A 22,798-nucleotide genomic window follows, 5' to 3' on the forward strand; every position below is an offset into this window, starting at 1 on the left:
CCATGGAAAGAATTGAAGTGTTTTGCCCGGCGACTATCGCCAACCTGAACTGCGGCTTTGATGTTCTCGGCCTGGCCCTCGAAGGCGTAGGAGATGTCATGCACATCGCTAAAACGGCTCAGTCTGGAATAGTAATCAAACAACTCAGCGGACCGAGTCTTCCGCTGGAAGCCGAGAAAAACGTAGCCGGGGTTGCCGCGCTGTCTCTTTTAAAAGCGCTGGACATCAAGCAGGGTTTTGAAATCTCTATCGAAAAATTCATCAAACCGGGAAGTGGAATTGGCAGCAGTGCCGCCAGTGCCGCCGGAGCGGTTTGGGGGATTAACGAGCTTTTGGGGCGACCGCTTAGCAGAAAACAACTCATTCCCTTCGCCATGGAAGGAGAGCGATTGGCCAGCGATGTGGCCCATGCCGACAATGTGGCTCCTGCCCTACTCGGCGGCTTTACCCTGGTCAGAAGCTACGACCCACTGGATGTACTCCGATTGCCTTCGCCCGAAAAACTGGTGGCTACGGTCATCCACCCGCAGTTGGAACTTAAAACTTCCGATGCGCGCAAACTTCTGAAATCACAAGTGGAACTCACCAAAGCCATTCAGCAGTGGGGCAACCTGGGCGGACTGGTTTCTGGTCTCTACGAAGAGGATTACGAACTCATTGGCCGCAGTCTACAAGATGTTATCGTAGAGCCCAACCGCTCCCTCTTGATTCCTGGCTTTGACGATTTGCGAAAAGCCATAACCGATGCAGGGGCCTTGGGCTGTGGTATTTCCGGATCAGGACCCTCGGTCTTTGCCTTATCCAAAGGAAAAAAGATGGCTCTAGCCGTAGCCGAGGCCATGCGCTACACCTATGAACCCTTGGGCATCCCTTACGATGTTCACGTCTCTAAAATCAACCGAGAAGGCATACACTTATGCAGTACAACAGCTTAAATAAGCAAAGTCTCGCCGTGGGCTTTCAGGAAGCCCTTTTCCGAGGGCTAGCCCCCGATAAAGGCCTCTATTTTCCGGGGAACCTACCGCATTTTTCTGAAGATTTCTGGAGAAGTCTTCCCGAGCAGGATCCGCAAGACATCGCTTTTCAAGTCATGAAAAACTTCGTTCAGGAAGACCTGAGTGGGGAGCAGCTGAGGGCGATTTTGGCCGAAGTGCTGCATTTTGATCTGCCCTTAAAGGAAATCGACAAAGACCTTTTTGTACTCGAGCTCTTTCACGGACCGACCTTGGCCTTTAAAGATGTCGGCGCCTTGTTCATGGCCCGTTGTCTTTCGGCCCTAACCCCTAACCCCGATAACCGACTGACCATTTTGGTCGCTACTTCGGGCGATACCGGAGGTGCGGTAGCCAATGGTTTTTTGGGAGTACCCGGTGTGGAAGTGGTCATCCTCTACCCCAGCGGAAAAGTCAGTACTTTACAGGAACAACAGCTGACAACACTAGGGCAAAATATTACTGCTTTGGAGGTTCAGGGGAGTTTTGACGACTGCCAGCGCATGGTAAAAACCGCGTTTTTGGACGAAGAAATCAAGTCGCAACGCTTGCTCTCTTCAGCCAACAGTATCAACGTGGGGCGCTGGCTACCTCAGATGCTTTACTACATCCTGGCCGTAGCCCAATTCCAAAAGAAACACTCCTTTGAGAAGGCCCAGGAGCTTATTTTCTCGGTTCCTTCAGGAAACTACGGAAACATCTGTGCCGGGATGCTGGCCCACCGCATGGGTATGCCTGCTAGGCACTTTGTCGCAGCAACTAATGCTAACGATGTGGTGCCCCGCTACCTGTCTGGAGAGGAATACCAGCCCAAGGCCTCTGTACAAACCTATTCCAACGCTATGGACGTTGGTGATCCAAGCAACTTTATTCGCATTGAAGAGCTTTGGGGGTACGAAAGAAACGAACTGAGTCAGAAGCTTTCTTCCTACGCCTACAGCGATGCCCAAACCCTGGCAGCCATGCAACACCTGCACAAGGAATTCAATTACCTAGCCGATCCGCATGGCGCTATCGGTTACCTGGGTGCACGAAAGCAACAAAGGAAAACCCCTGGAAAACCAGCAGTCTTTATAGAAACAGCCCACGCGGTCAAGTTTTTACCGGTTGTCAAAAAAGCATTGGGATTTGAACCTGAACTGAGTCCAGCCTTGCAGGACCTGATGGCTCGACCCAAAGTCTCTACCGAGATTTCGACTTACGAAGAACTCAAAGCTCTTCTGCTCGCCTAGAAGTTCCCGATTCCTCTTTTTGAAGGCTGGAGTTTTCTCTACTTTTGAAGGAAATTTATATCCTTTATGAAGACGACTGCCTTAAACGCTGTACACCAGGCCCTTGGAGCCAAAATGGTTCCTTTTGCTGGGTTTGAAATGCCGGTAAGCTATGCCGGAGTGAACGAAGAACACCTCTGTGTTCGCGAAAAGCTCGGTGTTTTTGACGTTTCTCATATGGGGGAATTTTTGATAGAGGGTCCAAAAGCACTCGACCTCATCCAATGGGTCAGTACCAACGATGCCTCGAAACTTGAAGTGGGTAAAGCCCAATACAGCTGCCTGCCCAAAGACGAAGGTGGAATTGTGGATGACCTCATCATCTACCGTGTCAAGGAAGAGACTTATTTGTTGGTGGTCAACGCTTCGAATATCGATAAAGACTGGGCACACATCGAACGCCACAACGAAAAGTTTGGGGCTGAGATGCGTAACCTTTCTGATGAGTACTCCCTTCTGGCTATTCAGGGTCCCAAAGCTGTGGAAGCCATGCAACCCTTGAGTTCCATAGATTTGACCGAGATTCCTTTCTACAATTTTAAGGTGGCGGATTTTGCGGGGATTGACCACGTGATCATATCGGCTACGGGCTATACCGGTTCTGGTGGATTCGAAATCTACTGCAAAAACAGCGAAGTGGAACAGGTATGGAACAAGGTCATGGAGGCCGGGGAAGCTTTCGGAATCCAACCCATCGGTTTGGCTGCTCGCGATACCCTCCGTCTCGAAATGGGCTACTGCCTCTACGGAAACGATATTGACGAAACCACCTCTCCTATCGAAGCGGGATTGGGATGGATCACCAAGTTCACCAAGGATTTTGTGAATTCAGAAGCTCTTAAAAACGAAAAAGAAAACAAACCGAGCCGCCGCTTGGTCGCCTTTGAACTCAAAGACAAAGGGATTCCGCGCCAAGGCTATGAATTGCTAACCGAAGAGGGAACGGTTATCGGAAAAGTAACCTCCGGAACCCAATCACCTTGCTTAGGAAAAGGGATTGGCTTGGGTTATGTGGAAAGGGCTCACGCGGCTAAAGGCGGAACCATTCAGGTGCAAATCCGCAAAAAACAGGTTCCGGCCGAAGTGGTTGGACTTCCTTTTTACAAAGCTTAAAAATCACCAACGACTTTGTGTCAATTTAGAGTGCTACTTGCCTCTGGAATAATATAGTAAGTGGCACTACAGGTTTGTTTTAGAGATTCCTGTAAGGGTGAAACGATCCCTGCATGGACAAAATGGAGTTCTCTCAACTACCAGGCTACTCCTATGATGTGGACTTGAACAAGACACCAATGTAAAGGTAAAAGAAAAGGCTAAAGAGCTTAGGAGAAGTAAAACCTCATATTCTTTTCAATTCCACCATCAGAAGCAGTGAGGCTGGAAGCAAATGGATTTATTTATTTACGGACTAAGCACTCCGTAAAAATGTTTTACAATTCAGTTTCCTTTAAAATTAGAAGGCCTAAATCATAACAGTGTAGATAAAGAAGCTGAGAAAGTAATAACAAGTGTGTTACGAAAACTAGAAGGGACTAGGCCAAAAGAGATTCATGAAATAAAATTCCTAAATCCAATAACCTTTCACTAACATCTAAAAATGCATTAAAATGCATTTTGCTCATCCAAAGCCTTTACCATTCTTCTCATAATTCGTCTCGCAATTTGGTCTGCAGTGGTGTCTGGACTTCCATTTGTTGCTCTTCCTTCAATCACCCCTAGAGGCTTATTGAAGCCATCTTTCTTGGAAAAAATAGTTAAGCGCAAACTCATTTCGGTGATATAATTAACATTTTTTGTAGTGCTCACAGCGGTTGCTGTAGAGGTTGCCTTTCCTTTTATTGTTGTCGTACTTTTTGAATCAGAACTAGATCTTGATTTCTCTTTTTTCTGGTTGATCGAAGCATAAGCAGTGGAGGTGGTTCTGCTCATCATGGCACTTGAAGAATCAATAATGTCAACTAAAATCAGCGTTTCGATATTATTCTTCTTGAGCATATCTGTAAAATCATCTTCCGAAACTTCAGTACCAGGAAGAAAAACAGAATTCAGCGATTTTATATTCGCTCCAGCATCAGAAAAATATTCAAGAGTCTTACTCATCAATTTTGCATTCGCCGATTCAAATGAAATTAACGTAGCACCTTCTATAGAATGGTAAATTTCACCGTATTTATAGATTTTATTTCCAATTTTTTCTTGGGCGAATATGCACGCAGGCATTAGAAAGAGGACCCATAATAAATTTTTCATAGCAATTAGTTTAAAAAGCAAATATAATCCACGCTATTCTTTCTAAACCCAAATGGATTAGAAAAATTATGTATTCGCTCTTATCTAACAGATAAATAAACCAGGCTTAACACTTCCTTAAATTTGATACATCTGTAAACCTGTAAACCGTCAGCCAAAAGTAAACTGAACCGATTGAAAGTTCAGTTACACTTTTCTACCCTCTGAGAATTAGGAGGAAAAGAATCCTTAGCCAGGGGAGAAAAAGCCTCTTCCATTGCGAAAGAGAGCGAAAACAAAGTCTAAGCCGTAAACCAACGAGCTTGGTTGATTTCTATGCTTCCGGGAAGTTTTATAGTTGCTTTTTAAAGGAGAAAGGAAAGCTTAAAACCAACTGATGTGGAGAATGAAAGCAGATGTAAAAATACTCGACGTATTTTTATCTTTTGATTTTTATCGCACCTAAATAACATCTAAAGTCTTCCGTCCAGATGATTAAACTTTTCAAAAACACCCGTAGAAAACTACTCTCCAAAAATAAATTCAGTAAGTACCTCGCCTACGCAATCGGTGAAATTTTCTTAGTTGTAGTCGGAATCCTCATTGCACTTTGGATTAATAACAAGAATCAAGAAAGAATTTACGAGGCAAAAGCAAAGACTATTTTAAGAGAAATTCAAAAGGATTTGAAAAAAGATATTAAGGAATCTAAAGGCGTTGTGGATAGATTTATCACCCATGACTCAATTGCTAGGTTACTATTATGGGATAAGCTTACTACCCATGAAATGTTCAATGGTACTAACGGGTCACCTTACGAAATTGTATATCAAGGTATATCTTTCGAAACCTCTGATAATGGCTATCTTAATTTTAAAGGAAACCTTAATAACATACCAACTAAATACAATTCTATTACAAATAAATTAAAAGAATTATACGATTCTCGAGCGGTAGAACTGGAAGTTTCTAATGAGAGAATACGATCAATTGTTTTCGAAAATCTTGATAAGATCAATAGGTTTGATTGGCATGTAGAGAGCATAAAAAATGGGTTACCAGAGGAAGCAAAGAACTATTACATGAGAGATTTAGAGTTTAAAAAAACAGTTTTAAAGTATATGAATGGTATTGAGAATGTTTTTCTTTCGACGGAAGTATTTAAATCAACAGCTATTCAATTGCATAATAAAATTTCGGATATTCTAGATATTGATGATCATATACCTTACTCGCCTACTTTCAGCTCCAATCTTGGTTCTTTAGAGGGAAAGAATATTCTTGGGAAATACAAATTAAAGGAAACGGTGAGTCAGAGGTTTCCCCCAATTATAGAACTCAGGGAAGTAGACAACAAATTGCAACTTTATGCTGAAGGCTTGCCCGAGGTTCAATATTATTGGAACGATAAAACTACTTTTTTATATACGATGGATCATGGAGAACGCCTTTTAACTTATATCACCTTTAATAGATCAAAAAATAGCGAATTTTTTATATCAGTAAGTAAAAGCGAGTATGCTTATTATACCAAAGTAAAGGACTAATTAAACTATGGAAAATACTTTTTTGGAGTTTTGCCTTAATCCATTTTAAAGTTTAGTACAACAGTTTAAGCTCAGTGTATTCTTGATGCTTCATCATCATACTACCTCCTACTTACCACCTACCCAACATGGGTTACAACAACATAGTTTATCTAAGACTTTCGTTTAAAATGATTAAATTCTATACGAAATAAATGTCCGGCAAAAAGAAAACTATATCAGTAAGAGTAGGCAAGACGGTGGATGTCCATTATTTTAGCTTTAAGTCATGGTATTGTCTATGCGCTCTTCTAGCTATACTTGCGCTTTTAGGATGTAAGCAAGACCATAAAGAGTCTGAACTTGCAGGCAAACAGCAAACCATTGAGCTTAATAGAGTCTCACCCGATACCATTCTCTTAGCCAATCTGCCGGACAGTCTTCGGCCCAAACCAATATGGCTGGAAAACAGGACAGCACCATTGAAAACTAAAATTCCAAAAACGGGTTCATCCAGCCGTCCTGAGTTTCACCCATTGTTTAAAAAAGTCCGGCTAAAGCCTCCTGTTGAGGTTAAGGCAGAATTCTCGACAGTATTTCGAAATTATTCTACAGAAGATGGTGTGGCCGTAGACGTAACCTCTTGTTCCTTTGCAGATTCAAAAGGCAACCTTTGGTTTGGCACATTTGTTGCCGGTTTGAGCAAATACAATGGAAAAGTTTTTACCAGATACACAACAGCACAAGGATTAAATAGTAACGAAATTGCCAATATTACGGAAGATAGGCAAGGAAATATATGGGTTGCCACCTCAAAAGGTGTTTCCAAATTCGATGGGGTAGGTTTTACAACTGTATATAACCAAAGTAAAGTAAATTACATTTTCCAAGATAGGGATGGGACATTTTGGTTTTCCACTAATAAGGGGCTTATTCATCACACAAATAATGGCAACACCCTTTATTCAAAAAATAACGGTCTTTTGATTGATCGCACCTATAAATTGGTCCAGAATGAAGAGGGTAAATTATTCATAGGTGCTGAAAATGGAATAAGCATTTTCGATGGTCAGAAGTTTACTCATATAACTGATGAGATCGATCCCCTGTACAAGCCCATCAGACAAATAGCTATTGACCGTGATCAAAATATCTGGATAGGATCTCCTGTTGGCCTTGCAAAAATCACAAAAGGGAATATCAGTTATTATCCTGTGACCAAAAAATTCAAGAAATCTTCGAACACTTATACGTTTATTGATAGTCAGGATAATATTTGGCTTGTAATCCGAGGCGAAGGAATCCTTCGGTTTGATGGTTCAAATTTTACTTCAATCAATCCTTCAAGCGAAACAAAAACTAATGAAAGAGCAAATATTGTAGAAGATTTGAACGGCAATATTTGGATGGGAACAAATTCAGGCATAATCAAATATGCAGGAGATGCAATTCTCAATATCAAACGAGAACAAGGAATCATTGACAGGAGTATCAGAAGTATTGTTCAAGATGATGAAGGTAACCTCTGGTTTGCCGGAAACTCGAAAGGCATAAGCCGATTTGATGGTATTCATTTTTTGAATTTCACCATAGAACAAGGATTGCCTACATCTCTTTATTGGGCAATCGAAACAGACCATAAAGGCAATATTTGGTTAGGAACTATTGGCAATGGTGGTCTCACAAAATTTGATGGACAATCTTTTACAACATATTCAAAGGATCAAGGATTGGCAGACTCTAGGGTCTATTTCATTTATCATGACCAAAATGACTCCTTATATATCGCGACGTCTAAAGGAATAAGCCTATTCGACGGAAAGTCTTTTACTAATTTTTCAGAAAGAAATGGACTAGTAAACAATGAAGTATTTTGTATAACAAAAGATAAAAATGGAGATTTCTGGTTCGGTACAAGTGATGGTATCAGCAGATTTAATGGCCAATCCTTTATCAATTACTCTGGCGAAAACGGACCTGGTGACGCAGACATTAAATCAATCCTTGCAGATAAAGAAGGGAATCTCTGGTTGGGCAGCTACGGGAAGGGCTTGTACCGATTTGATGGAGATACTTTCCATCAATTTACCACTCAGGACGGATTACCTGACAATGTCATTACACAGCTGGCACTATCTGAAGAGGGTGACATCGTTATAGGGACCAATAACGGCATTGCCAAATTAAAGGGATTTGACAGAAAGAGGAAAATAAATGACTTTCAAAATAACTTAGATAGTCTTCATAGTAAAGTGAATAATACACTTTCAAATAATGAATTAACCCAGTACACACCTGTATTTGAAATTTACAACACCAGTACTGGTTATCAGATCAAAGATGTTAACCGGGGACAACATGGCATCTATCTAGATAAAAAAGGTGTGCTATGGATAGCTACAGGATCAGAAAAAAGTGGTTTAGTTCGTATGGATTATAAAGAAATATCGAAAAATAAACGCCCGCTTAATAATACGCTTACAGCCATTAAGGTCAATAACGAAAATATTTCCTGGCGTAGTTTAACGTTGGAAAAGGACAAGCAAGAAAACACCATCGATTCAACTTATGCAGTAGATGAGTACATTTCTGAAGAAATTACAACTTATGGAAAAGTATTAAGCGATGAAGAAAGATCAGAATTAAGTTTGAAATATAGAGACCTGTCATTTGACAGCGTAAGCCCTTTCCATTCCATTCCGCAAAATTTGATTTTACCCCATTCCCATAACAATTTAACCATCGAGTTTTGCGCCATAGAGCCTGCAGACCCAAAACTTGTTAAATATCAATTCAAATTGGAAGGATACAGTGACTCTTGGAGTCCTCCGTCAAATCAAACCTCGACAACTTTTGGAAATATTTTTGAAGGGGATTATACCTTTTACTTGCGTTCTCAAAGCCCGAGTGGAGTTTGGTCGGAACCTTTAATGTACTCGTTTAGGGTTCTTCCGCCTTGGTATAGAACCTTCTGGGCCTATGCGACCTATATTATTATATTTCTTTTTGGCTTGAGAATATATGGTAAATACAGAGAACGAAAACTCATCGCTGAAAAAGAAAAGTTGGAAGAAATCGTTCTTGAACGGACCAATGAATTGATACTAGAGAAAAAGAAGTCAGACAATCTGTTACTTAACATCCTACCCAAAGAAATTGCTCAGGAACTGAAAGAAACGGGTAGCGTTGTTCCCAAAAGACATAAGAATGTCACTATTCTTATGACAGATTTTAAAGGCTTTACTGAGTTGGTAGCCTCTGTCCCAGCCATTACTCTAGTTGATGAACTCAATGACATTTTTGGACAATTCGATGAAATCGTTGAGGAAACAGGCATTCAAAAAATTGAAACGATTGGTGATGCCTATGTTGCTGCCTACGGTCTCGAGGAGGAAACTTCAGAGTATGCTATTAATTGTATCCTAGCCGCGCAAAAGATGTTATCCTACCTTGAGAAGAGAAATAAAGAACATGAGATAAAATGGAATATGAGGGTTGGTATACATTCCGGCCCTATAGTGGCTGGAGTCGTTGGAAAGAAAAAATTTAATTATGACCTATTTGGGGATACCATAAATACTGCTAGCAGGATGGAATCCTTGGGAGAGCCTGGTAGAATAAACATTTCAGATTCTACATATCAGCTGGTAAAGCATGCCATCAGTTGCGAGTATAGAGGAAAAATCCACGCCAAGGGCAAAGGTAAATTAGACATGTATTTTGTCTCATAAAATATGGCTAATGTAGCCTACTCACAAGGCCCTGCGCAGCGCGATTACTAGTAGCCGAAACGAGAAATTCAAATTCATCTGTAGCAGACCCCAATTGCATACAGGAAAACCTCCTTTCCTCTCATCTGGAAAATTGAAATAAGACAACGCTCAATCAAATTGCTACTTAATCCAACAAGAATACAAGCTCTTAGCTGCTTAAAAGATCAAACATCTAGCCAGGCCTATTGGTACCATACAAACGGGAACAACTTAAAACAGGTTTGCGGAGAAATAGCAGCTTTATGCAACCTCAATACCCTTTTTAATACCACAGAAAGTTTCTTAAAAAAAGAAAAATAAGCTCCTTAAAACCAAATACTTAAACTAATTTATCTGTGAAAAGCAATAAAACGGTAAAAATGGGAAACAAGATGAAAGTACATTATTTGATAATGTTGGCTGTTTTTTTAGCCATTGGCTGTAAAGACAAAACAAAAAAGATGGAAGATATGTCTACGACCAAAGATGCTAAAGAGATCAATGCAATAGGCACCTATGTAACTGAAGGATATAGCAATAGAAACGAAGGCTTTGATTGGGTTTCTGTATCTGTTACTGAGTATAAGGATGATCAATTAAATATTTCAATTCGCTCACGCGCCGATATAAAAAAACCCACCTGTACATTTGATGCTCGTGTCAAAAAAATGACCCATCCTATTTACGAAACTGTAATCAATGGACAAACCATTCAGTTTGAATTTACAAATTCTCAACTCAGAATCTCGACAAAAGATGAAGAGGATGAATTACTCTATTTTTATTGTAATGGCGGTGGCAGTATCGGGGGTATATATGCGAAAATCAACGAAGCTTTGGATCAAAATCAAATAGACAAAACAAAGTTTAGTAAGACATTACATCTTCAGGGGGTCGGCTTTAACATATCTTCTATAAACCAAAACGATAAAAACACCTTATCCATTTTCACCTTTGGTTTAAAAGAGAGGGAGTACAATGAAACTTTACCCATTGAAGGTGAAGAAGTCATAGATGCTGAAGTAGGAGATCTAAATTCTGATGGTTCCCCAGAACTTTATATTTACACGCGGTCAGTCGGTAGCGGTAGTTATGGTCATGTTTATGCTTTTTCTGTTAACAACAAGAAATCAATGAGTCAGGTATATTTTCAACCCATAGCAGAAAATTCTGAGGTTAACCAGGGTTATATGGGGCATGATCACTTTTCACTTGTTGAGAATTACTTGGGACACCGTTTCCCCATTTATGAAAAGGGAGATTCTAATGCCAATCCAACTGGGGGAACACGCCAGATAATGTACAAATTGGTCGAAGGGGAAGCCATGAGAAAACTAGAAATTCATAAAATATCTGAATATTAAAACCAATAAGAACTGATCATAGCTCACTAACAAAAAGGAACCGCCATGTCTGGAAGGCAGTGGCAGCGCAAATTCCAATAGACTGTATCTTCTGTGAAAATTGCATTCCTTAAGTTAGTCTACATAAATAGGCTTTTGCTCACACTTTTAAATGTGCATATAATCAAACGTAATCAAGTCATTTTTTAAGAATGAACAGGGAAATAATTGACATCAATGACTACACTATTTTATTGGAAGAAGCTACTTCCCACAACCACTTAATTGATTCCTGTTTATTTGACGAACCGGTTATTGCCCTAGCGTTTTATGGTGCAGGCAATGTTGGTCTGAAGGTGAAGTTCAATGGCGAGACAAAAGAATTCCAGCACACCAAGGGTATGGTACTTTCGTTTTACGCAGATCATCAAGTCGAGTTTGAGCATCATGTATCCAAACTAAAACCTTTACAATGTTTAGTAATAGCCACAACGGTTAGAAACCTCGATAAATTACCAAGAGATGAAAGTCAATTTCTAGAGAATTTTTGCACCATTTAGTACATCCAAAAGATCATTATGTTGAAGGTCCGGTCTTCCATATGAGTCCAGAAATGTTTCAAATAGTTGGTCAATTTTTCAGTAATACGTACCAAGGTGCCCTGAAGATGATGTTTTATAAAAGTCATATTTCAGCATTACTATCCCATTATTTTGGACAACTTTCTAGCCAACAAAATCAGAAACTAAATACTTCCCAGCTTCACAAAATTAATCTTGCTCAAGAAATTCTAACCTCCAATTTGGATGACCCTCCTTCCTTGACAGAACTAGCTCAGGCTATAGGAATTAACACCAATAAACTTAAACTCGATTTTAAAGCACAATTTGGTGTTCCCGTTTTCAAGTACTTACAAAATGAACGGTTAAATAAGGCCTATGATCTTATTAAAAATGAACAAAAGACAATTCAAGAAGCAGCATGGGCAGTCGGATATGATAGTTTAGGTTCATTTTCAAATGCTTTTGAAAAAAAGTTTGGATACAGGCCTAGCCAAGTATAAAATTCTTCCCGAATAAATCATAATTCTTTTTGAATAAGCTCCTGGTAAAGAGCTGCGATAGATTTGTATCATTATTCAATACAATAATGATCAATAAAATTCTATTCAGTATAGCTTGTGCTGCATTAACATGGATCCTTGGGGTTTGTTCCTACCTCTTATCATCTTCTATTACGATTCTAGAGAATTCTGGTCTGCAATCCAATATTGTGCTAGCCCTCGCGATTATACCCTGTACCTGCCTTGAAACGTATCTGTTTTTATGATAAGACCTTTATGCGACCATCAACACTGGCTCTAACATTCATAGTCGTTTCAATTGTACTGGATAGTCTTATCACAGTTCCTTTGTTTATTATTCCAAATGGCGGGAGTTATTCTCAGTTTTTTGGAGATCCCATTTTCTACACTTCGGTCGTTGAATTCTACTTCATCGTGGTCTACTACAGAAGCTTTATAAACAGGACTAGTAGGAAATAACAGCAGTTGGTACCAGCACCTATACTCCTGGTGCTTAAAGTCAACCTGCCAAGGACATACAATTAAATAACATAATACCAAATGGTGACACTGATTAAGGTTTTGATAGGACTCGCAGGAACACTTACTGTGAATACCATTCAGTCTTCTGGATCAATCGAGCCCACAGAGAGAACCACCTTCTGTACCTCTAATTGTAGAGACGATTATTGCTATTCAAAAGCGGTTGAAGATATAGACCCTTTCAACAAAGTCTGCCTTCTCACAGCAAAAGAAGGGCCATTTTCAGAAAAGATAAAATGATACTGCAGAAAGACCTTTACACTCAACTAGCTGTAAAAACCGAAAGTCAAATCAAAAAAATGATCCCTGATCTCTGCAGAGGATCAAAATGTATTCAACTACCCTAAATGCAAAAAAAGAACCTTTATGGACTACAACATTAAAATCATCATTTTGGCGCTGAGCGTCTTACTTACAGGACTAACTGCAGGTCTTTGTTTTACCTGGTCTAATGCCGTTACACCTGGCATTGCTCGTCTAGATACTTATAGCTTTCTTAAAGCATTTCAATCCATGAACAGGGTTATCATCAATGGCAAATTCATCATTGTTTTTTTTGGACCTGTCTTTCTGCTCTTTTTAAATGCTTATCTGCACAAAACCGATGGGCTTAGTTTTTGGCTTTTTTCAATGGCGTTCATACTCTTTTTTGTAGGTGTTGGATTGGTAACGGTCTTTGGAAATGTGCCTCTTAATAATCTATTAGAACAAACGAATCTCGATTCAATTGCAAAAACAGAATTACAAGAACTGAGAATAAAATTTGAGCAACCCTGGAACTATTGGCACACAATAAGAACACTTTGCTCTTTTAGTTCTTTTATTCTCTTAATTCTAGGATTAATCCCCACAAAATAAAGCTTGATTCATTTCAAGTTCAAACGAAACAAGACACACCAAAAAAAAGGACTTATGCCATTCTTTACACATTTGAACGAACTATCAGATATTACCGATATTACTTGGTACGATCGAAAGAGATTAGGCCCTCTAGACAAGGCCGCCGAACGAATAATGCGGGGTAAATCCAACTTCACTTATGCCCAGAAAGAACTTTTTGCGGCATACGTCTCGGGCCTTAATACTTGCAGCTTTTGTTTTGGCTCTCATGTTGCTGTAGCTAAGAACTTTGGAGTGTCTCCTAAAGTGGTAGAGGCACTTTTGGAAGAGATAGCGTCAGCACCAGTAGAAGAAAATGAGAAACCACTATTCAATTACCTTAAAAAACTGACCTTATCCGCTAGTAAATTGACTCAAAAAGACGCAGATGAGGTATACTATGCAGGTTGGAGTGAGGCTGACCTGCAGGAAGTCATTCTCGTAGGATGTCTGTTCAATTTTTATAATCGTTTACTCGATGGGCATGGAGTTAAGGGAAATAAAGCCCTTTACAACCTTGGAGCCAATCATCTGTATAAAAAGGGATATAGCGTGCCTTGGTTCATTGGGCTTATTAAAAAATTTATCAAAAAAAGTAAGCTGAAAAAATTGAGGGAATTTCAGGCATAAAGACAACTAAGTTGAATAAAATGATTTCGGAAAATAATTTAGTGTTAGGAGGAACAGGAAAAACCGGTCGTCGGGTAGTAGAACAGCTAAAAACGAAAGGCATAAAAGCCAGAATTGGTTCCAGACAGGCATCACCCAATTTTGACTGGAATGATAAAGAAACATGGATTAATTCCTTGAATGGTATCGCTATCTGGAAAAGGTGAAATAGAAGCAGAAAATTGTGAGCTTATAGCGAATGATATTGAACAGATTCTCGGTAAAAAAGCAAAGTCATTTTCACAATATGCTCTTGAAACCAGTGAAACCGAAATTTGGAATTAGATAATTGGTAAAATAATGCAACCATACTCACAAGCAAAAGTGGTTTGAGTGTTCACTTAAATCACTTTTTAGCATCGGGGCGGATACCCCATAGAAAAGGCTCTTAAAAAATGGAATAAACTTGAAAAACCACTATTTTATGAAAGAATTTGAACCAAAGAATGCGAGTACGAGGATTTTCTACCTAATTCGTTTCAAAACAGCTTAGTGTAGTTTAGTAAAATCCAAGGGGCGAAGTGAATTTAACTTGAAAATCGCAGAACCTAGTCAGAATCTAAAGCAGAACAATGTGAGGTCTGTAAAGACAACAAGCCCGCCGTGATTTCAAAAGTTAAAATTCTATTATTTACCATAAAGGCCCGGATTACAACCCTAAAAAAATACGGCTTGACAGGACAATGAAAACTAAAAATAGAGTGATGTGATGGAGCAAAAAAGACTTACAGCAATAGTAATTTTAGCTTGTTTACTTGGTTGCAAGCAGACGGATCCTTCAGGCACCAAAAATGATCTAGCTCTTGATGCAGAACAAATTAAAGCAATTGCGAAAGAAACGTACATTGCTCTATTCCCGCTTGTCTATAATTATGGAACGATGTACAATCAAGTCATAAACAAAGAAGCGGAGGAGTACATAGGAGGATTTGGTGTATACAAACACTACGGATTGTCAACTCCGAAAAATAGAGACATCCCAACACCAAATAATAATACTCCCTATTCCTGGGCATGGATTGATTTGCGGTCTGAACCTTGGATATTAACCATGCCCCCAAGTGATGGTAACCGATATTATGTCAGTCAATGGGACGACATGTGGGGCTATGTTATTGATGCTCCAGGTTCAATTTTAGATGGTCAAAATGGAGGGGATTATCTGTTGACAACCGTGGGGTATGAAGGGCAAATTCCAAAAGGTATCAAGCGTGCTATTTATTCCGAATCCCAATTTGCAGGAACCCTAACAAGAACAGAGGTAAATGGGTTGCAGGATATACCGGCAATGAAAGCAATACAAAAAGGCTATGAATTGCAACCTCTGAGTACCTACCTTGGAATTCAGACTAAAAAAAAGGCAGAAAAAATCAATTGGATTCACTACGACAAGAGTGAATTGAATAACATCCAGTTTTTCAAATATGCCAATTTTATGCTCAATTTCACCGTATCCAACCCAGCCGATCAAAAAATGCTGGAAAATGCTCAAAAAATAGGCGTTGAAGCAGGTAAAAAATGGCAACCGGAGAAAATGGAGCGTTATGTTGTCAATGCCATTAACTTGGGGATAAAAGAAGCTTTACAAGAAATCGAACAACAGGTAGCAATGACCTCTGATGGAAAAAAGCTCTACAATACCAGAAAAATAATAGGTGAAGACTATCTAAACAGGACAGTAGGTGTGGTGGTCGGGCAATTTGGCAATTATCCTTCACAGGCAATGTATCCAGGTTTTCAAAAGGATAGTGATGGAGTTTTACTCGATGGCAGCAAAAAAAATTATCAAATAACTTTTCCTGCAGGGGGGTTACCAAAAGCAGATTACTTCTGGTCCTTCACCATGTATGATCTTCCTGATCGTTTTCTTGTTGAAAATCCAATAAATAGATACAGTATTGGTAGTCAAACAGAATCATTAAAAAAAGATAAAGACGGTTCATTAACTATTTACTTTCAAACAGATTCTCCTGGGAAGGATAAAGAAGATAACTGGCTTCCAACACCCAATGGTCCATTCTATATTGTTCTGCGTATTTATGGTCCTGATAAGGAGCTGTTAAATAGCAACAATGATTTGCCAAAAATAATCGCAAGACCTTTAAAATAAAAGTCTTACCACCTGACAAACGCCTTAATAGGCAAATGAAACCTCCACAATACCTTTACCTTTTTCAGAACTTAGGTAATTCGATAATTTAAAGGCCGATTTTTTAAAAGAAGAGCTAATTTTAGGTTATACAGCAACCTCCGTATCAAATCGATTCTGATCCTAAGGTTGCTAAGAGCAATCTTCATCATAAAAAACAATTATGAAACCCTTTATCGCTTTGGTGCTATCAGTCTTTATTTTGTACTCATGTAGTCGTGCAACAAAGAAGAGAAAGACTCTTGATGAAAAGAATGCCTCTTTAACAATCTCAAGAGCGAAATACGAAGATCAACTGTATGGCTTTTGGTTAGGTCAATGTATAGCTAATTGGACAGGACTTATAACGGAAATGGACAAAATTGGCAATATTGGAGAAATAAAAACCGGAAAGTTTTACACCCGATCTGATTGGGGAAAACCAGATCAACCTAGTATATGGGCAGAGGGTATTCCGAGCAACCTATCACCCACAATTGATTTTGTTTTTAAAGACCCAGGTGAAGTATGGGGTGCAGATGATGATACGGATATCGAATATATGTATCAGCATCTTCACTATATAAACAAAACCAGTCTTTTAACCCCTGTACAGATACGAGAGGGATGGTTAAAACACATAAAATCGGAAGAAGAGAATTATCTATGGGTTTCTAATCAAAAAGCCTTTGATTTGATGCAGCAAGGTATTTTGCCACCCGAAACAGGGAGTCCAGATAAGAATGAACATTTCGAAATGATCGACGCCCAATTAACAACAGAGATATTTGGTTTATTCTCACCTGGAAGACCAGATATTGCTATCCGAATCGCGGAATTGCCAATTAAAACAACTGCTAGAAATGAAGCGGAAGACATCGCGAAGTTCTACGTAATCATGCATGCCCTGGCTTCGATAAACACAGAGAAATCAATGACTCAAAGAATCCACTGGATGGCAAGGGAAGCGAGACAAGTGCTACCCGACAACACTTACCCTGCCCTAATGTTTGATTATTCTCTAAAGTTGTACAAATCAGGAATACCTTGGGAGCAGGCCAGAGATTCAATTTATCAAAGATATCAGGTTGAACAAAAAGACGGATATACGATAACGGATAAGAATTTGTATTGCAATGGCTGCTTTGCAGCAGGAATAAATTATGCCGCAAGTTTAGTGAGCTTATTTTACGGTGAAGGGGACCTGAAAGAAACAATAAAGATTGGCTCCTTAGCGGGTTGGGATGCTGACAACCCCACAGCAACCTGGGGTGGTTTACTTGGTTTTATGATGGGAAAAGAGGGTATAGAAAAGTCTTTTAACAGACAATTTTCAAATACATTCAATATTCATAGAACCAGACAAAACTTTCCAGACAAGGGAGTAGATACTTTCGAAAAAATGGCACAAAAAGGTCTTCTTGTCTCTGATCGAATTATAAGAGAAGAAATTGAAGGAATTGTTGATTTAGAAAGCAATAGATGGATTATACCTCTAAAAGCATCTGATGGAATCAAGAGCCTGTAAATGAGTACCCTATACGATTTTTCACTATATTGAAATATTGTTGGAATGCTCGCTTATTTCATGTATTTATTATTCAATTGGATTATGCATAAACTAGTGAAAAAATACAATTACTCAATTCTATGAATACAAAAAGACATGTGCTCTACATAGCATTTTTATTCCTTTTCTGGGCGTGCATGAATGAAGAGAAAAAAAACACAGCCGCTGGTGAGCCTAGCCCAGCAACCATTTATTACAATGGAGACATCATCACAATGGAGGGCTCAAAACCCACCTATGCACAAGCTGTAGTAGAACAAAATGGAAAAATTGTTTATGTCGGCCAAAAAGAGAAAGCAGTACGGCAGTTTAAGAAAGCAAATCTCTTTGATCTGGACGGAAAAATATTAATTCCCGGGCTAATTGAACCCCATTTACATCCTTCTTTGGCAGCCATTATGCTTCAAAATGAAATCATTGCCCCTTATGATTGGAAATTACCCTCCAAAACCAAAACCGGAGTTCAAGGGCAAGACGCCTATCGCAAGAGAATTAGCGAGTCTATTCAGTCTAATGCCAAAAAAGATGAGCTCTATTTTATCTGGGGTTATCATCAACTTTGGCACGGTGAGATTTCAAGGGACGTTTTAAATGAGATCGCCGGAGACCAACCTGTTGGGATCATACACCGTTCCTTTCATGAAATTTATTTGAATGACGCAGGAATTACAAAACTGGGAATTCAAGAAGCCGATTTTGCAAATAATCCTCAAGTAGAATGGGCCAAAGGTCATTTTTATGAAGGGGGATGGCTCGCACTAGTCCCAAAGATGGCACCCATTTTACTTGAGCCAACAAGCTATCTCGAAGGACTTAATTCCATGAGTCAATTATTACTAAAAAACGGAATTACGACAATTGCTGAGCCGGGATTTCCAAGCTCAGACTTTGACGGAGAGTTACAACTGCTTATGAAAGAGATGGATAAAAATCCACCTTATGATGTGTATTTAATTCCAAGTGGCACTCAATTATACGGAATGAAAGGAGGAAATAAAGAAGCGATGTCTTTTATGGAAACTCTGGACACCACACAATCATACAACCGGCCTAATGTTGTTTTCTTACCTAAGCAGGTTAAACTCTTTTCCGATGGCGCTATTTATTCTCAATTGATGCAAATGAAAGAGGGCTATACCGACGGACATAAAGGAGAGTGGATGACACCGCTCAACCTATTTGAAGAACAATTCATGATGTATTGGAATAATGGCTATAAAATTCATATTCATGCAAATGGTGACTTAGGACAACAGATGGTTATTGATTTGGTAGAAAAAGCACAAAAAAATAATCCAAGAGAAAATCATCGACTTACGCTACACCATATGGGCTATTTCGATGAAGGGATGACCGAACAAATGAAAGGGCTAGGAATGGAAGCATCAGTAAATCCTTATTATTTGTGGGCACTTGCCGATAAGTACTCGGAACATGGGTTGGGTTCAGAGAGAGCTAAAAACCTGGTAGCGCTCAAACTTCTGACCGACAGAAATATTCCGTTATCTTTTCATTCTGATTTCTCAATGGCCCCTGTTGAGCCTTTGACCCTTGTTTGGACCGCGGTCAATAGGGAGACTTCGGAAGGAAATCGGTACTCACAAGACCAAAGAATTTCAGTTTACAACGCCATGAAGGCTGTTACAATTGATGCAGCAAGAGCATTGAACTTGGAAAACGAAATCGGTTCTCTGAGACCTAACAAAACTGCTAACTTTACGATCTTAGAAGAAAATCCTTTTACGGTTGAATCCACAAGAATTAAGGATATCAAGGTTGACGGGGTAGTATATAAAGGTAAGTACGTATCTAATAGCAAAAGCTAAGAAAGAGCTTGACCCCAACCCTATTTTGCAAATGAAAATAGGCCAAAAGCTTTATGCTTCAACCAAGTTAATGGTAACTTTTCTGCTCTCGACTGTTTATTACTGAATGATGTTCTGTCCTCGCCCGGCTGTTTAGTGAATATGATTACAGTATCCGTTCTAGGGAGAATGTTAAACCTTTGCCGATTTAATAGCCAATTTTATGAAAAAACGTGCACTACTGCCTCTTCTTTTCCTTATTGTGATCGCTTGCCAAATTTATGAAGAAGAAGAACCCTCAGCGGTAGAATTCAGGTCAAATAGCTACAAGGATTTAGTCTCTCTGTTTGAGAAGTGGAGAGCTTTTGAAAAGCCGCCTACACGGGAAGGAGCCCCCGACTACACGGCGGAAACCTTCGAAAAAAGGATCCCTCGTTTTCAAGAATTACAGGAAAGCCTAAAGCAGATCGACACCGCCAATTGGCCCATCGAAAACAAGATCGATTGGATGATCGTCTGGGCCGAAATGAATGGCTACGATTTTAATCAGCGTATTCTCCAGCCCTGGACCCGTGATCCCGCTTACTACAAAACCGTTTGGACTTATAAGAGTGATGTACCTGCGCATGAGGGACCTACGCACCACGCGACCACTGAGCTGTGGACCTATGATTTTCCGTTGAGTCCGGAAGAAAGAGAGCGTCTAATTTCAGACCTCCAGGTCATTTCGCCACTCAACTCCCAGGCCAAAAAGAACCTGACCGGAAATGCCAAGGAACTCTGGGTAGCGGGTATCCGAGATATTCGAACCCAGGCAGAAGTCCTCAAAGGCCTTAAAAAGGAAGCTTCACTCGTCAATGATTCAGAACTGCAAAGCCTGATCGATTCCTGTATACGTTCAACCGAAGACTTTGTGAGCTGGCTCGAAAATAAAGCTAAGTCCAAAACCGGTCCTTCGGGAATCGGAAAAGACAACTACAGCTGGTATATGCAAAACGTCCACCTCGTTCCCCTGACCTGGGAAGACGAGGTGATGATTCTTAAAAGAGAACTGGCTCGCGCCTGGTCTTCGCTCAAACTAGAAGAACACCGCAACCGGGCTTTGCCCGAATTGGAAGATGCCAACTCTCCAGAAGCCTATGATCAAATGGCTGATGAAGCGGCGAAAAGCCTAATGGACTTCCTCGAAAAAGAAGAAATCGTAACCGTTAAACCTTACTTTGACCCCGCCCTACGGGAACAGTTAGGAGAATTTATTCCGCGAGAAAAGCGCAACTTTTTCCGCATAGGCCAGCACTACGATCCTAGGCCTTTGTTTTCGCATTTCTACCACTGGTTTGAACTCGCCCGGATGGAAAATGAACCCCACCAAAGCGAAATCAGACGCGGCCCCCTACTCTACAACATCTTTGATTCGAGAAACGAAGGCGTTGCCACAGCCGTTGAAGAAACCTTTATGCAAGCGGGTTTATACGATGACAGTCCTAGGACCAAAGAGATCGTCTACATCATGATCGCACAACGCGCCGCCCGTGGCTTGGGCTCTTTGTACGCCCATGCCAACGAGATGACCATGGAGGAAGCCGGAGGTATTCACAGTGAATACACACCTCGGGGATGGATGAAAACAGAAAAGGAACTCCTCATCTTTGAGCAGCACCTGTACCTGCGCCAACCGGGTTATGGAACCAGCTATATCACTGGAAAGTACCTTATGGAGGACGCCATGGCGGAATACGCGAGGATTCAGGAGTCTCAGAACAAAGACTTTGTTCTTAAAGACTTTTTCGACTCTCTAAACAGCATTGGGAATATCCCCATGTCTCTCGGGCATTGGGAGCTGACGGGATCGGATACTCCTTTAAGAGTTATAACGGACTAGAGAGGCCTTAGTTAGTACAACCGAAATTGACATAAAAAACCGTGAGTTTAAAAAGAATAGACCGGAAATACATCCTTACCGAAATCGGGAGTGTCTTCAATTTCGATAAAGGGATACTGCGAACCATCAAACATATGTTTAGCAGACCCGGGGCTTCGGTTCAAGAGTACTTGCACGAAAACAGAAGCAGACTGACCAAACCGATCTCCTTTGTGATTTTCTGTTCTTTACTCTATTCGCTATTCAGTCATTACTTTCCGATTGAGGGCTTTTTTAACCAATTCGAGCGAGGCTATGCCGAAGCTTTAGGAATAGAAAAAACGACCCTATTTAACCTTTTTCAATGGACGGAGAACAACTATGGTTTTGCTAATATTTTACTCTCGATGTTTGTTGCCCCCTGGGTGCGGCTTTTCTTCCGAAAGTCGGGCTACAACTACTTCGAAGTTCTTGTGCTACTCCTTTACGTTATGGGAATTTATACCCTGATCTACGCCGCCTTCAATCTCTTGGAAATCTTAAGCGGTTACGCCTTCCACTATTGGGGAGTGCTGATTGGCTTGATATACTTTGTCTGGGCGGTCGCCCAGTTCTATGGGAAATCGAAAAAACGAAATTATATAAAGGCGGCTTTGGCTTATTTCTTAGGCTTTTTCCTCTTTTACTTTTCTATCAGTGTTTTGGGAGCCTTCATTGATTTAGCGAATAACCCTGTTACAAAAGCCTGATGAGAGATTTGGAAATAAAATTAGATGGATTAGACCACGTGGCTATTCGGGTAGCCGATTTAGAACGCTCTGCCGAATGGTATTCCAAAGTGCTTGGCCTTAAACGCTACCAACTGCCTGAATGGGGAGACTTCCCCCTCTTTTTGCTAGCAGGCAAATCAGGAGTTGCCCTCTTTCCGGCGAATTTAGAAGACCCTGAACTTCCTCCTTCGACCAAAAACATCGGGATGGATCATTTCGCTTTCCACCTGAGTCAAGAGAACTTCAAAAAGGCCATCCAACACTATGACGATTTAAACCTTGAGTACACCATCAAGGATCATCATTACTTTGATTCGATTTATACTCAGGATCCTGATGGGCATACCGTCGAACTCACCAGCATCAAAGTCAACCCCAATGATTTCTATAAATAAAG

General features: G+C 40.2%; 18 protein-coding genes. 17 read left to right on the forward strand and 1 reads right to left on the reverse strand.

All coding sequences use genetic code 11. From position 1 onward, the window contains the following. Positions 1 to 2: 2 nt before the first annotated feature. The 3 genes from BST99_RS06270 (at position 3) to gcvT (ending at position 3,376) form a co-directional block, all read left to right on the forward strand. On the forward strand, positions 3 to 935 hold the full coding sequence (locus BST99_RS06270; protein WP_105001041.1) for a homoserine kinase: 933 nt from the start codon (positions 3 to 5) through the stop codon (positions 933 to 935). After that, entirely contained in the window at positions 917 to 2,224 is a 1,308-nt protein-coding gene (gene thrC, locus BST99_RS06275; protein WP_105001042.1) for a threonine synthase, read from the forward strand. The genes BST99_RS06270 and thrC overlap by 19 nt, the downstream gene beginning before the upstream one ends. A 66-nt stretch (positions 2,225 to 2,290) precedes the next feature. Beyond that, positions 2,291 to 3,376 (forward strand): glycine cleavage system aminomethyltransferase GcvT, encoded by a 1,086-nt coding sequence (gene gcvT / locus BST99_RS06280; protein WP_105001043.1) that lies wholly within the window; start codon positions 2,291 to 2,293, stop codon positions 3,374 to 3,376. A gap of 489 nt (positions 3,377 to 3,865) precedes the next feature. On the opposite strand, the gene BST99_RS06285 is transcribed toward gcvT, so the two are convergent. Next, positions 3,866 to 4,513, reverse strand: a complete 648-nt coding sequence (locus BST99_RS06285) for a hypothetical protein (RefSeq protein WP_105001044.1) — start codon at positions 4,511 to 4,513, stop codon at positions 3,866 to 3,868. A gap of 470 nt (positions 4,514 to 4,983) precedes the next feature. Between BST99_RS06285 and BST99_RS06290 the strand changes: the two genes are divergently transcribed. The 14 genes from BST99_RS06290 to BST99_RS06350 all read left to right on the forward strand — a co-directional run bounded on the left by BST99_RS06290 (position 4,984) and on the right by BST99_RS06350 (position 22,796). Further along, positions 4,984 to 6,039: a hypothetical protein gene (locus tag BST99_RS06290; RefSeq protein ID WP_105001045.1), complete on the forward strand. Its 1,056-nt coding sequence runs from the start codon at positions 4,984 to 4,986 to the stop codon at positions 6,037 to 6,039. Positions 6,040 to 6,233: 194 nt separating this feature from the next. Then, entirely contained in the window at positions 6,234 to 9,749 is a 3,516-nt protein-coding gene (locus BST99_RS06295) for an adenylate/guanylate cyclase domain-containing protein (RefSeq protein ID WP_105001046.1), read from the forward strand. Positions 9,750 to 10,126: 377 nt separating this feature from the next. After that, positions 10,127 to 11,134 carry a PliI family lysozyme inhibitor of I-type lysozyme gene (locus tag BST99_RS06300; RefSeq protein ID WP_245916201.1) on the forward strand — a complete coding sequence of 336 codons (1,008 nt, stop codon included), beginning with the start codon at positions 10,127 to 10,129 and terminating at the stop codon, positions 11,132 to 11,134. 191 nt (positions 11,135 to 11,325) lie between these two features. Beyond that, positions 11,326 to 11,673, forward strand: coding sequence for a hypothetical protein (locus tag BST99_RS14605; RefSeq protein ID WP_245916202.1), 348 nt, complete (start codon positions 11,326 to 11,328; stop codon positions 11,671 to 11,673). Positions 11,674 to 11,714: 41 nt separating this feature from the next. Beyond that, positions 11,715 to 12,176 carry a helix-turn-helix domain-containing protein gene (locus BST99_RS14610; protein WP_245916203.1) on the forward strand — a complete coding sequence of 154 codons (462 nt, stop codon included), beginning with the start codon at positions 11,715 to 11,717 and terminating at the stop codon, positions 12,174 to 12,176. Between the two features lie 909 nt (positions 12,177 to 13,085). Next, positions 13,086 to 13,577, forward strand: coding sequence for an anthrone oxygenase family protein (locus BST99_RS06310; RefSeq protein WP_105001047.1), 492 nt, complete (start codon positions 13,086 to 13,088; stop codon positions 13,575 to 13,577). 3 nt (positions 13,578 to 13,580) lie between these two features. After that, positions 13,581 to 14,228: a carboxymuconolactone decarboxylase family protein gene (locus BST99_RS06315; protein WP_105001048.1), complete on the forward strand. Its 648-nt coding sequence runs from the start codon at positions 13,581 to 13,583 to the stop codon at positions 14,226 to 14,228. An 11-nt stretch (positions 14,229 to 14,239) separates the two neighbouring features. Further along, positions 14,240 to 14,434 carry a Rossmann-fold NAD(P)-binding domain-containing protein gene (locus tag BST99_RS06320; RefSeq protein WP_181044172.1) on the forward strand — a complete coding sequence of 65 codons (195 nt, stop codon included), beginning with the start codon at positions 14,240 to 14,242 and terminating at the stop codon, positions 14,432 to 14,434. A 542-nt stretch (positions 14,435 to 14,976) separates the two neighbouring features. Further along, the gene (locus BST99_RS06325) at positions 14,977 to 16,377 is read left to right on the forward strand and encodes a DUF1254 domain-containing protein (protein ID WP_105001049.1); all 1,401 of its coding nucleotides are present in this window, start codon (positions 14,977 to 14,979) and stop codon (positions 16,375 to 16,377) included. Positions 16,378 to 16,579: 202 nt separating this feature from the next. Next, entirely contained in the window at positions 16,580 to 17,923 is a 1,344-nt protein-coding gene (locus BST99_RS06330; protein ID WP_105001050.1) for an ADP-ribosylglycohydrolase family protein, read from the forward strand. A 122-nt stretch (positions 17,924 to 18,045) separates the two neighbouring features. Continuing rightward, entirely contained in the window at positions 18,046 to 19,791 is a 1,746-nt protein-coding gene (locus tag BST99_RS06335) for an amidohydrolase (RefSeq protein WP_105001051.1), read from the forward strand. A 202-nt stretch (positions 19,792 to 19,993) separates the two neighbouring features. Beyond that, the gene (locus tag BST99_RS06340) at positions 19,994 to 21,652 is read left to right on the forward strand and encodes a hypothetical protein (protein WP_105001052.1); all 1,659 of its coding nucleotides are present in this window, start codon (positions 19,994 to 19,996) and stop codon (positions 21,650 to 21,652) included. Positions 21,653 to 21,693: 41 nt separating this feature from the next. Further along, positions 21,694 to 22,380 (forward strand): DUF3667 domain-containing protein, encoded by a 687-nt coding sequence (locus BST99_RS06345; protein WP_146106229.1) that lies wholly within the window; start codon positions 21,694 to 21,696, stop codon positions 22,378 to 22,380. Next, positions 22,380 to 22,796: a VOC family protein gene (locus BST99_RS06350; protein ID WP_105001054.1), complete on the forward strand. Its 417-nt coding sequence runs from the start codon at positions 22,380 to 22,382 to the stop codon at positions 22,794 to 22,796. Before BST99_RS06345 ends, BST99_RS06350 begins: the two co-directional genes overlap by 1 nt. Positions 22,797 to 22,798: the final 2 nt, after the last annotated feature.

Source organism: Aureicoccus marinus (assembly GCF_002954325.1).
In the GTDB taxonomy this organism is placed as follows: domain Bacteria; phylum Bacteroidota; class Bacteroidia; order Flavobacteriales; family Flavobacteriaceae; genus Aureicoccus; species Aureicoccus marinus.

Bases quoted from the DNA above. Each gene is read 5' to 3' on its own strand.
- BST99_RS06270 (WP_105001041.1), top strand. From the start codon at position 3: ATGGAAAGAATTGAAGTGTTTTGCCCGGCGACTATCGCCAACCTGAAC.
- thrC (WP_105001042.1), top strand. From the start codon at position 917: ATGCAGTACAACAGCTTAAATAAGCAAAGTCTCGCCGTGGGCTTTCAG.
- gcvT (WP_105001043.1), top strand. From the start codon at position 2,291: ATGAAGACGACTGCCTTAAACGCTGTACACCAGGCCCTTGGAGCCAAA.
- BST99_RS06285 (WP_105001044.1), bottom strand. From the start codon at position 4,513: ATGAAAAATTTATTATGGGTCCTCTTTCTAATGCCTGCGTGCATATTC.
- BST99_RS06290 (WP_105001045.1), top strand. From the start codon at position 4,984: ATGATTAAACTTTTCAAAAACACCCGTAGAAAACTACTCTCCAAAAAT.
- BST99_RS06295 (WP_105001046.1), top strand. From the start codon at position 6,234: ATGTCCGGCAAAAAGAAAACTATATCAGTAAGAGTAGGCAAGACGGTG.
- BST99_RS14605 (WP_245916202.1), top strand. From the start codon at position 11,326: ATGAACAGGGAAATAATTGACATCAATGACTACACTATTTTATTGGAA.
- BST99_RS14610 (WP_245916203.1), top strand. From the start codon at position 11,715: ATGAGTCCAGAAATGTTTCAAATAGTTGGTCAATTTTTCAGTAATACG.
- BST99_RS06310 (WP_105001047.1), top strand. From the start codon at position 13,086: ATGGACTACAACATTAAAATCATCATTTTGGCGCTGAGCGTCTTACTT.
- BST99_RS06325 (WP_105001049.1), top strand. From the start codon at position 14,977: ATGGAGCAAAAAAGACTTACAGCAATAGTAATTTTAGCTTGTTTACTT.
- BST99_RS06330 (WP_105001050.1), top strand. From the start codon at position 16,580: ATGAAACCCTTTATCGCTTTGGTGCTATCAGTCTTTATTTTGTACTCA.
- BST99_RS06335 (WP_105001051.1), top strand. From the start codon at position 18,046: ATGAATACAAAAAGACATGTGCTCTACATAGCATTTTTATTCCTTTTC.
- BST99_RS06340 (WP_105001052.1), top strand. From the start codon at position 19,994: ATGAAAAAACGTGCACTACTGCCTCTTCTTTTCCTTATTGTGATCGCT.
- BST99_RS06350 (WP_105001054.1), top strand. From the start codon at position 22,380: ATGAGAGATTTGGAAATAAAATTAGATGGATTAGACCACGTGGCTATT.